Source organism: Rheinheimera soli, assembly GCF_021290985.1.
GTDB classification, from domain to species: domain Bacteria; phylum Pseudomonadota; class Gammaproteobacteria; order Enterobacterales; family Alteromonadaceae; genus Pararheinheimera; species Pararheinheimera soli.
In genome coordinates this window covers 1-11,489 of sequence record NZ_JAJOYU010000053.1, presented here as the reverse complement: position 1 = coordinate 11,489, position 11,489 = coordinate 1, and the positions used below count along the sequence as shown (strand labels likewise).

The window sequence follows — 11,489 nt, the reverse complement described above, 5'->3', positions numbered from 1 at the left end:
CCAAAGCGTGAATATGTAGTTAATTTTATTTAAAGTGGCCAATCAGTTTTATCAAACTCTAATAGGAGTAGACTGTATTAATACTCCCAGCTTACATCGTTACAATAATTGACTTTGACTATTTTCATCCCTTTATACTCATATTCAGGGCTCCAGCCACTTTCTTTTATTGCAACATTATTTAATCCAAACTTTCTGAGATCTTCTAAAGAATACGTGAAACCAGCTAATTTTTTTATGCTTAAAAAATTCAAGGCTTTGTCAGTCAGTGATATTTGATCAATACCGCAGACTGTTACCAATGGTGATACTCCGACTTCTGAAAAAAACTTACTTTCAAGCTCTCGCCATTTTTTATAGTCTTCATCACCACTCAAAACAGATTCACTTGCATCATCCTGATAGGAGCTACCATGCCACAAAAGGATCGCATTTTTTGATAAGAAAACTCGCTTAGCAGCAGGAACTACATAATTAGCACATGAAGATGCACAAAACTCTTCAATATGTACATCGATCTTATGCAACCTCACACGAGATGAAAGTTGAATAGCACTCTCAACATCTCCACCAGGAGAATTGATAAAAAGACTCTCAACATTATTACGTTCAATTAGATCGAATGCTTCATTGTTTTTAGCACTCGTTATTGAACCGTTATAAAACAAGGTACCATCCAAAAAATACACATCACTGTCAACTGAAGCGTTTCGAGGAGATTCAACATAAACAGAAGAACAAGCACATATAGTAAGCAACAACAAGACACCAAAACTATTTAATATATATTTCATTTTTTCAACCCAACATGATAGATACAATCTGACATAATCAACCTCTAAAACACTATTAAAGTGAGTCCATTAGTTGCAATATTTAATAACTGGTATTTTTTATAACATGCAACATGCCCCTCCCCAAATCAATCCAAAAATCATATAAAAACTTAGCTCTCATAGAAACATCTTTCCACGAATTGCTAAGTATCCAGCTCCATTAAATAGATCACTTGTGGAGAGGAAAGCAATTCGGTTTGCGCGAACGGATCAGTCGCAAAAAAAACCACCCAAATTGGGTATGAATACGTTACCATTTTTTATACAAAAGGCGCTGCATCGCCTGAAAAAAAAGTGTAGTTGAACCTAAACAGGCCATTGCTACCAAGATAAAACGCCATTTTGTTGTGGTCTCTGGGATGACCGAACACTGAGATTGCCCGCAAGGTCAGATGTAAATCGTTGAATTAAGCGGGATCCCACTGATGCTCTCGATGAGTTACAAACAGATTTACCTGGGAAGAAAGTGCGTTTTCCACTGACATTTACCGGGGAGCTACTTCAGCTTCTTATCGGTATCAGAGTGGAGAATTTTGGCTATCAGCATTCACGCTGGACCAACTATAAAATAAGCACTTGCATGCTGTCTTCTATGAAAGTGAAGTGGATATCCATCAGAATCCAAAAATTGGTGCTGATTGGGGAATTGCGTGGTCAGCGACACAAAGTTGTCACAGGAAAAACAAATAACACTCTCTGGCCGGAGCACCGCATAGCAGCTCAGGTGACATATTCAGGCTCAACGTCCAAAAATACAAATACAGTGCGGTTTAGCGATTACTCAGGGCAATGAGTTGAAGAGCAACCCGAAAGTTCAAGCTCTTTTTTTGCAAGTCTATAGCCATTGGCACTGCAAAATCGAGCGGCTGTGGTATTCATTGTATGAATGCCACAGCCTGAATCATAGCTGCCTGTCGATGGATGAATGACTGTGACGGATTGATCGCTTTATGAACAAGGTCTCATCCAGCCCTAGTGGAGGATTTGGGTGCATGCCGTAGCATTACGAGGATCAATTATTTGCATCAATGGTGTTAATACCTTCTGATCAAAACCTGATTCGATACTTCACTCAGGCCGGTAAACGGAAATAAGCAATTTGTTGCTTCAATTGCTCAGACAACTGCTGTAACTGTTCCGCTGATACCAATACAGTTGCAGCAGCAACTGAACTTTGCTCTGCGCCAGCATGAATGAAACTGACGTTTTTATTAATATCCTCAGCCACCACACTTTGCTGTTCAGCAGCACTGGCTATTTCTGAACTCATATCCCAGACCAGATGCGCGCTTTGGTTGATTTGTTGTAACCTGTCGCTGGATTGATTGACCAAATCCACCACCTGCTGCACTTCATCGCGGCTTTTCTCCATGGACTGCAGCGATAGATCCACCCCACTTAACAAGGTGCCGATGATCTGCTGAATAGCTTGAGTCGATTGTTGAGTGCGGCTGGCTAAAGTACGAACTTCATCTGCCACTACAGCAAAACCGCGGCCTTGTTCACCTGCTCTGGCTGCTTCAATAGCAGCGTTTAGTGCTAATAAATTGGTTTGATCGGCAATACCGCGGATCACCTCAATCACCTGACTGATTTGTTCACTTTCAGCCGACAAGCTTTGTACTGTCTGAGTTGAATGCAGAATATTTTGCTGCAACTGATGCATAGCACTCAGCGCCTGACTCATGACCTTACCGCTGCTGACACTTTCCTGGCTGGCAAATTCGGCCTTTAACGAAGCCTGACGGGCATTGTGAGCCACAGACGCAACAGTAGTGGTCATTTCGTTCATCGCCGCGCTGACCGACATCACTTCATTTTTTTGCACAACTAACTGAGCTGACGCCTGATGACTGTTGCTCTCCAGTGCGACTGAGTTCTGATTAACTAAATCGCCCGCCTGTTGCACTTGTTTTAATACATTAATCAGCTGATCAACCATTTGTTTTAACGAAAACAATAAACTCTGTTCATCGGCTTTTTGTAAATTAATGGTCAGATCTAAACGCCCTGCGGCAATTTCTTTTACCAGTTGCACTGCGTACAAGGGTTCCCCGCCCAACTGGCGTAAAATGCGTTGTGTCACTATAGTGCCGGCCACAGCGCTGCCAGCAAAAGCCAGCAGAGTAATAATCCAGATCCCCCAAACTTCTGAGTCATACAAAGTAGTAGCTTGCTGATCAATCACTTCGGACTGATCTAACTGGTACTGAATTAAGGCTGAGATTTGATTGCTGATAGGATCGATGGTCTGATACAAAGGCCCGTCCAGACTATCCAGCTGCCGCACAACTGAACCTTGTTTAGACGAAATCAGTTCAATAGCAGCAATAATCTGCTGATCGGCGGCACTAAATAATTGCTGGGTTTGGTTGATCAGTTGCTGCTCGTCAGCCTGCATCGAATGCGACTGATACAAAGCCCACTGCTGTTGAATGATCTGCTGAGCTTTGTTCAGTTCCAGCACAGCCTGTTCAGCTGTAAATACACCGGCATTGGCTTTATTCACAGCATCTATCACATTCACCGCATAAGCATCGGCAATCAATTTTAGTTCGGCCAAAGGCACTATACGTTCGTCGTACAAGGTGTCGATATGCTGGTGCATAGCACGCACTGAAAAGTAACTTTGGCCGCCCAAAACGACTAATAACAGCAACGGAACCGCAAAAGCCAGAATTAAACGCAGACTTATAGTTGTAGATTTAAACATGGATGTTCAACACCTGATGCAAAAGGGGTAAGACTGCCGCAAAAGCGCAGTAATAAAGCTGACCTCAGCTTTTTGTGGCAGCGATTATGGCACAGCCCCAGAGCGTTTTATTGATCTGCATTACAAAGATTAACAAAGATCCGTTTAAAAATTGCGCTGTAGTTTCTCATTAGCAAAAACCTGCCATTTGGCAACAATTTGCAGTGAATACGTATGCATTTTGTCAATAATAATGCCAATTCATTTACAAACAGGCCATCTACTCATAACTTTTAGCTGTCACCGGTGTACAACGAATAAAAAGCAGCCATCAATCCAGCAGCCATTTAGGTTCGGGTGAATGAGCATGACTATAAAAAGATGACAATGACAGGGTAAAACGAATGAAATTATCACTACAGACACTGTTGGTGGGCTCAGGCTTACTGGCAGCAAGCCCGGCTTATGCCGATGTAATTTTGCACGCATTTAACTGGAACTACAGCGAAATCACAGCGAAAGCTACTGAAATTCAGCAAGCAGGTTATAAAAAGGTGTTGATAGCACCACCGATGAAGTCCAGCGGAGACCAGTGGTGGGCGCGATACCAGCCACAGGATTTGCGCTTAATTGATCACCCGCGTGGTAATAAGCAACAATTGCAAAGCCTTATTCAAACCATGACCAGCAAAGGCATTGAAGTTTATGCCGATGTGGTGCTGAATCATATGGCGAACGAAAGTGCGCAGCGCAGCGACCTGAATTACCCTGGCTCAGCCGTGTTAAGCAGTTATCAGGCAAACTGGACCTATGCCAATAACCAGAAATTATTTGGCGATTTAAGCCAAAACTTCCTGTCCGGCTCTGACTTTCACGCTCCGGCTTGTATCAGTAATTACCTGGATGTCTGGCAAGTGCAGAATTACCGCTTGTGTGGCGGCGGCGGCGATGCAGGTTTACCCGATCTGGACAATAACAACTGGGTGATCAGCCAGCAACAAGCGTACTTACAAGCCCTGAAAAATATGGGCATTAAAGGTTTTCGGGTGGATGCAGTCAAACATATGAGCAATGCCCATATTAACTCTGTATTTACCCCCGCTCTGATAAGCGGTATGCATGTTTTTGGTGAAGTTATTACCTCTGGTGGTTCAGGTAATCAGGAATATGAGCTGTTTTTAAAACCTTATCTGGACAATACCAGCCACAGCGCCTACGACTTCCCGTTGTTTGCCTCTATGCGTAATGCCTTTAGTTTTGGCGGCTCAATGAATGTGCTGGTCGACCCAGGTGCTTATGGTCAGGCATTAGCCTGGAATAAAGCCATTACTTTTGCCATTACCCACGACATTCCAACCAATGATGGCTTTCGTTATCAGATCATGAACAGCACAGATGAAACCCTGGCGCATGCATATATTTTGGGTCGCAACGGCGGCACTCCGATGATTTATTCGGATCACGGTGAAACCGCTAATTTAGATGGCTACCGCTGGCAGGATTTTTATAAAAGAGCCGACATTAAAAACATGATCCGTTTTCACAACAGCACCCAGGGCAGTGGTATGCAGGTGCTGGGCAGTGGCCAGTGTTTCTTGCTGTTTAAGCGGGATAAAAAAGGCATAGTGGGCATTAACAAATGCGACACTGCACAAGAGTACTGGGTAGATACCTACGCCAATGAACTGAACTGGTATGTGAATTACACTGATGTGATTAGCGGCAACAGTTTTCAGGTGAACACGCAGTGGTTAAAAGTCACAATACCGGCACGCAGCGCCCGGATGTGGTTACAGCAATAAACTAACTGGGGTCAAAGTAAAATTAAGCGCCCAAGCTTCATTTTACTTTGACCCGAATTAATCAGTATCCTTGCAAACGCACCCTTTCTATATCCGCTTTAGGTGGTGCGCCAAATAAACGGCTGTATTCACGACTAAACTGTGACGGGCTTTCGTAGCCTACTTTATAGCTGGCAGTAGCGGCTTCGATGCCTTCATGCAACATAATACGCCGCGCTTCGTTCAGGCGTAGTTTCTTTTGATACTGCAAAGGTGACATACCGGTTACGGCCTTAAACGCCTGAAACAAAGCCGACTCGCTTAAATGCACTTCGTCGGCCAGATCTTTAATCCGTAGCGGTTCATTGAATTTTTTCCGCAGTATTTCAATTACTTTACTGATGCGATGGCCCTGACTGTCCAGCAGCATAAAGTCACGTAACTGGCTGCCTAAATCACCTAACAATAAGCGGTATAAAATTTCACGTTTGAGAAGTGGATAAAGCACAGGTATGTCGGCAGGTTTATCCAGCAACTGCAACAGACGCGCTATAGCGGACAACAATCCTTCATCCACCCGCCCGACCGATATGGCTTTTACCTGCTCTTTACTACGTTCTACCCTGCCACCTACATCAATAACTAAATCAGCCAGCTCTTTTAGATCTATGGTTAATCGAAGTGCTAGATAAGGCGTTTTTGCACTGGCTTTCGTCACTTTACCACTGGCAGGTACTGCCACAGGCACCAGCAAATAACTTAAAGGGTCATACACAATTCGGTCATTGCTAAGATAAACCTCTTTTTCGCCCTGCAGCATAATGCACAAAGAAGGTTCGTAAATAACAGGAGTGATCTCGGTGGTCACTTCAGTGCGGTACAAACATAGATCCGGAAGAATGCTTTCCATCGCGCCATAGGCTGGCATATGAGGCATAAGCTGGGCTTTTAGCTGTTCAAGTTGCTGCTCGATTAAATTGCTCACACTTCACTCCTCTAGCGATCTGTAAACGCAGTATAAAAACAGATTACAGCACCTGCATTAACCGCACTACTCAAATGGACTTTTAGGCAAGAAGTGCGGAGCAACAGACAAAGTTAAGGCGGCTTCATGTACTGAGCTCGATGCGCTGAGCTGAATTCTACAGTGGGGTCAGAAGCAAAGTTCTGAGCCTTTTAACCTGAATCTTTGTAATTAGTCTCAAGCCGGGTGGTTATTTTGCCAGCTCTGAGTTAAACAGTAAGCTGAACTAAAATAACAACAGTCCTATCAGGAATCTTATGAAAATCAGTCCACTTCTAGTGCTCGGCTTATGCCTGAGCACCACCAGTTTAAGCACAGCTGTTCAGGCAGACGAAGCTAAAACCGCAAAAAATGCGGCGATACAAATAGATGCCGATTCAGTGGTGGTTACCGACCATAAAACCACAGTACTGGATCAAAGCTTTAACTACAAAGCTTACACTGGCACTCAGCCGGTATGGAATGAACAAGGCGAGCCTACAGCCGCCATTTTTTATACCTACTATGAACGTCAGAATGTAAAAGACAGAAAAAGCCGTCCTTTACTGATTTCTTTTAACGGTGGTCCTGGTTCTGCTTCGGTATGGATGCAAATTGCGTACAGTGGCCCGAAAGCGCTGAATGTAGATAGCGAAGGCTACCCGCTGCAACCTTATGGCGTAAAACAAAACCCTTATTCTGTGCTCGATACGGCCGACATTGTGTTTGTAAACCCGGTGAATACAGCCTATTCCCGCGTATTGCCGGGCAAAGATGGCAAAATGCCAAGCCGTGATGAGCAGCAAAAAATGTTTTTTGGTGTAAACGCTGATATCAAATACCTGGCCGAGTGGGTCAATACCTTTGTCAGCCGCTACAACAGATGGGAATCGCCTAAGTATCTGATTGGTGAAAGCTATGGTACTACAAGGGTTTCAGGTTTAGCTTTAGCGCTGCAAAACCAACAGTGGATGTACTTAAACGGCGTCGTGCTGGTGTCTCCAACGGACATAGGTATTAAACGTGACGGCCCTGTCGATGTAGCCAACCGCCTGCCGTATTTTGCCGCGACAGCCTGGTATCACAAGGCGCTTAGCAGCGAATTCCAGCAAAAAGACTTACTGGATTTTTTACCTGAAGTAGAAGCTTTTACCTTAGACACTTACCTGCCCGCTTTGGCTAAAGGCAATTCATTACCTGAAGCTGAGAAACAAAAAGTTGCAGAACAGGTAGCGAAGTATTCAGGTTTATCCGTCAAAACTGTGCTGCAAAATAACTTAGATATTGATAACAACTTCTTCTGGAAAGAATTACTGCGTGAGCGCGGCCAGACCGTAGGCCGTTTAGATTCCCGTTATTTAGGCATAGATAAAAAAGAAGCTGGTTCAGCGCCAGATTACAACGCCGAGCTCACTTCTTGGCTGCACTCTTTTACTCCGGCTATTAATCATTACCTGAAAAACGAGCTGAATTACAAAACTGACATTAAATACAATATGTTTGGCAACGTGCACCCTTGGGACAGAAGCAATGACAATACAGGTGAAAACTTACGTCAGGCCATGGCACAAAACCCCTACCTGCATGTGATGACTCAGTCGGGGTACTACGACGGCGCCACCAACTATTTTGATGCCAAATACAATATGTGGCAGTTGGACCCAAGTGGCAAAATGAAAGACAGATTAAGCTTCAAGGGCTATCGCAGCGGTCATATGATGTACCTGCGTTATGACGACTTACGCCAGTCGAATCAGGATTTACGTGACTTTATCAAAGCCACCTTACCTAAGCCGGATCAAGCAGCTAAGTATTGATGTAAGTGAGTCAATGTGAAAAAGGACCGCAAGGTCCTTTTTTATGTCTGCTGTAGGGTGCAATCGCCGCGACGCGGCATTGCACTGTCTGTGCACTCAACCAGCACCAACCTCAATGCAGCATTTCATTTTGCCGCATAGGCATGGCATCAATCTCTGAGAATATCGCTTCTAAATCCATACGATCGAGCAAAAACTTTACGCCGCCATCTTTGCCAATCAGCATAATTTTACCCGGCTTGATCTGGTAACGGTCTTTGGTGTGAGCGACAAAATCTTCTGAAAAGCTGCCTTGATAGTTTGTCTCGACTTTACTGTCAGTAAACACAAACCAGACCATATCCCGCTCGTCGATTTTACTTTTGTTTTTCTCCAACAGAGCCAAAATAGCTTCCTGACTTTGAACCTCATTTACAACCACAATCCGCTTGTCCCACTGCAAAGCAGCAAGGTCAGAAAGCACAGCGGGCTGATGGCCGTAAGCTAAGCTACTGAGTAAAAGCAACATAAGTTTAGTAAAGTTGTTCATCGTGACTCCATAACAATTAGAGCACCTTGTGGCTCGCGGCTCATTCGCCGTAGCGCTGCTTTAACTCAGTGATTGACCCCCGGATCAGTTGCTCCAGTATCGCCAGATCCAAATCCGCCAACTGCTTAAAGTATAAACAAGACTTACCCATCTTGTATTTGCCCAGGCCAGACAACAAAGTTTGCTGCTGCTCACTATCCACCGACAGGTAAAGCACCAGTTCCCGACCACGAATGGCGAATCCGGTCAAAGGAGCTTCTCCAGTCCGTCCACTTTCGTAGGTATAACGATAAGAGCCATAACCTACTATGCTGGGTCCCCACATTTTTGCCGATTGCTCTGTCACTTTTTCAAGCAAAACCATCAAGTCCCGACAATCGTCGCTTTGCTGCGCATTGGCTCTGGAGGCTATGTAGTCGCCAATGCTGGCGTCAGTTGCTTTGGTTTTGTTTTCGTCCATACAAATAGTCCGTGGATGGCAGTTATCGATACTGTAAGACGCTGTACTATTAAAACAACCGGGATCAGGAATTTCGTCTAGCTCTGCAAATTTCCTTCAGATCAAAAATACAATCTGCCAAGCCAAATTGCAAAAAGCTCTGGAGAGGTCACATCTATAAAACAGTAGTTTTTTGCTGCATCTGAAAGTTAATTTTGCAGCAGGAACAGCACACAACATCTGACGCAGCAGCCGTTTAAGAGTTGACACTCACCCTGATTAAAAATTGATAACTGGATTCAGGATCATCTTCATCAACATAGATGGTCACTAACTCTTGTTCATAGTAATGACCTACAGCGACCAATCCGGCCGTTATAAATTCAGTCTGCTCTATTTCCAGCACAGCTTTATCAGTTTCTATTTCAGCATAATGCACTAATCGGTTTTCTTCGTTCCTTTCCGACCAGACTGAAAGCACATCACCACCAGCCACAAAAGACTCAATCTCCCCTGTTGAATAATGCTCCCACCACTTCAGGCTGTCGACTTCACCAAACTTCTGCAGATAGGCCTGATTTTTCTCTGCCAGCGCAGAATTCACATCTTCAAACTGTGCCTTATCATCTTCATTTTTCAGCAGAAATAGATCTTTCATTTTTTTCCTTTGCATGGCTTTTCAATAAAAGGTGTTGATTTATGGTGTTAGTTAAAGGCGCATAACACCTATTGATCTGCGACAAACAGCAGAAAACCTTCAGGGCAAGATGTAAGACACCGCCCCGAAGCTTTTAAAAGAACCGATTACTGGGTATAAACTGACCACAGTAACTTCGATTTCGTCATTCCATGGTTCAATCAGCTTTCAGTGCTTCCATTATTTTCTCTGCAACCGGATTACGGCGAAAATCTCGTCTAGCGTAATTCAACTGAGCCTTCAAACCGGGTGAATGTTGCTCATCTTTACCAAGCTTTTCAGACATTAGAAACGAACGAACTTCTTGGGTTCTCTTGAATCCAGGCTCATCAAACAGAGAGTCTTCCCCCCCTTGCCGGAAATAATCGTCAATCACATTGATTGCTGTAATGCCAATTTCCCGCAACAAGTTAATTTCATTAAGCTTCACAATAACCTGAGAAATAGCCTCATTATCATGTGCCATATCTTGCATCAACAGGAAATTACGTAATAGGTCAACAGCGACCATGTAGAACAAAAAACGAGTCAGTGCTCGAGACTGTTTTACTGAAGCTCGCCCGAAATTGAATGTGTCAGCCAACTGCTGTAGTAAGTATGCTGAATACATAGCCTCAACACCGAACTCAGGCAAATTACTTACTTTTTTAAACCAAACCCCGCTGGGAGCAAACGGTGCATTACTGCCAAGAGCAGCTCCAGGTTCAGCAAGCCATCCTGCCACATAGATCTTCAGTAAATCGAAAGCGTAAACGGAAGCCTGGTATTGTGGTTGAGCAAGTGGGTTCTGCTTTTGCCAAGCCTTACGAGCATCCCAAGCCCCTCGCTGAATTTCGAGAAAGACTCCATACCGTGAATTGAATAACGAAGCCCAGCTTCGGAAATTAGCTTCCAACGAAATAAAGTCCTTTTCACTCACAGCATTCTGTGAGTTGGTGTAGCGTGTGGTTTCGGTGAGCAGAGCCTCGCCTTCATCTCCAACTACTACAATTTTTGTTACGACCACCGCATTGTCTAAGCATTTCAGCCATTCCTGATGCTTTTGACTGCTATTTCCCTTGCCACCGGAGTTAAGCTTTTGCTGAAGCACCAGATAAATTGAGCGCGTAGTTTGGCAACCATTAACCACATACGGATTGGACAGCATAATCCTGCCGGCGGTTTCTATCTCGACGGCTTCAGCCACAATGGTTATACCATTATTATAAAGACCGAAACGCTCTGGATAATGTTCAATAGTATGTTCGATTCCCTTATTGACCTTGCGCCTATGCCCCAAAAACTTGCGCACATTTTTGTCGTATAACGTGTCTAGATCACCACTTTGTTTCTTGTATGCCTGCATAAAGTCGAAAATATCAGCTAACTTCGTTGCTCCCACATAGAGGATATCACCCGAGCTAGCGATTGTAGTTTGCAATGGCACCTTCAATCGATGACTATCAGCAACATCCCCCTCAGCTCTTGCATTGTAGATCGTCTCGATTGAAACCTCAGTTACATGGAAACCTGTACCGAACTTTTCCTGTCCTATCCTTCTGATTGCTTCAAGATCGTCATATTCGGCATGACTCAATCTTTGATTGGTTGCAACAACATATTCCAAACGATCCTGAGCTCCCGCTTGCGAGAGAAACTGTCGAATACGTTTGGCTACCTGATCTGATATAGAAGAAAGATTGTCATGCCGCCCTT

General features: G+C 44.1%; 9 protein-coding genes. 2 read left to right on the top strand and 7 right to left on the bottom strand.

Annotated elements, in window-relative coordinates; translation table 11 throughout:
- Positions 1-77: 77 nt before the first annotated feature.
- The gene (locus LSG37_RS20545; RefSeq protein ID WP_233081878.1) at positions 78-794 is read right to left on the bottom strand and encodes a Clp protease/crotonase-like domain-containing protein; all 717 of its coding nucleotides are present in this window, start codon (positions 792-794) and stop codon (positions 78-80) included.
- A gap of 1,114 nt (positions 795-1,908) precedes the next feature.
- Complete coding sequence (locus LSG37_RS20540; RefSeq protein ID WP_233081877.1) at positions 1,909-3,549, bottom strand: methyl-accepting chemotaxis protein; 1,641 nt, start codon at positions 3,547-3,549, stop codon at positions 1,909-1,911.
- A 383-nt stretch (positions 3,550-3,932) separates the two neighbouring features.
- Here LSG37_RS20540 and LSG37_RS20535 point away from each other — a divergent pair, with 383 nt between their 5' ends.
- Positions 3,933-5,330, top strand: coding sequence for an alpha-amylase family protein (locus LSG37_RS20535; protein WP_233081876.1), 1,398 nt, complete (start codon positions 3,933-3,935; stop codon positions 5,328-5,330).
- 61 nt (positions 5,331-5,391) lie between these two features.
- Here the strand turns inward: LSG37_RS20535 and LSG37_RS20530 are convergent, their stop codons facing one another.
- A complete protein-coding gene (locus tag LSG37_RS20530) occupies positions 5,392-6,294 on the bottom strand; it encodes an AraC family transcriptional regulator (RefSeq protein ID WP_233081875.1) in 903 nt (300 codons plus the stop codon).
- Positions 6,295-6,590: 296 nt separating this feature from the next.
- On the opposite strand from LSG37_RS20530, the gene LSG37_RS20525 reads away from it, so the two are divergent.
- Positions 6,591-8,129 carry a S10 family peptidase gene (locus LSG37_RS20525; RefSeq protein WP_233081874.1) on the top strand — a complete coding sequence of 513 codons (1,539 nt, stop codon included), beginning with the start codon at positions 6,591-6,593 and terminating at the stop codon, positions 8,127-8,129.
- 112 nt (positions 8,130-8,241) lie between these two features.
- Here the strand turns inward: LSG37_RS20525 and LSG37_RS20520 are convergent, their stop codons facing one another.
- The 4 genes from LSG37_RS20520 to LSG37_RS20505 form a co-directional block, all read right to left on the bottom strand.
- On the bottom strand, positions 8,242-8,658 hold the full coding sequence (locus LSG37_RS20520) for a DUF4174 domain-containing protein (RefSeq protein WP_233081873.1): 417 nt from the start codon (positions 8,656-8,658) through the stop codon (positions 8,242-8,244).
- A gap of 40 nt (positions 8,659-8,698) precedes the next feature.
- The gene (locus LSG37_RS20515; RefSeq protein ID WP_233081872.1) at positions 8,699-9,118 is read right to left on the bottom strand and encodes a DUF1801 domain-containing protein; all 420 of its coding nucleotides are present in this window, start codon (positions 9,116-9,118) and stop codon (positions 8,699-8,701) included.
- Positions 9,119-9,353: 235 nt separating this feature from the next.
- Complete coding sequence (locus LSG37_RS20510) at positions 9,354-9,755, bottom strand: hypothetical protein (protein ID WP_233081870.1); 402 nt, start codon at positions 9,753-9,755, stop codon at positions 9,354-9,356.
- Between the two features lie 196 nt (positions 9,756-9,951).
- The coding region (locus LSG37_RS20505; RefSeq protein ID WP_233081869.1) for an AIPR family protein at positions 9,952-11,489 on the bottom strand (1,538 nt) is incomplete at its 5' end.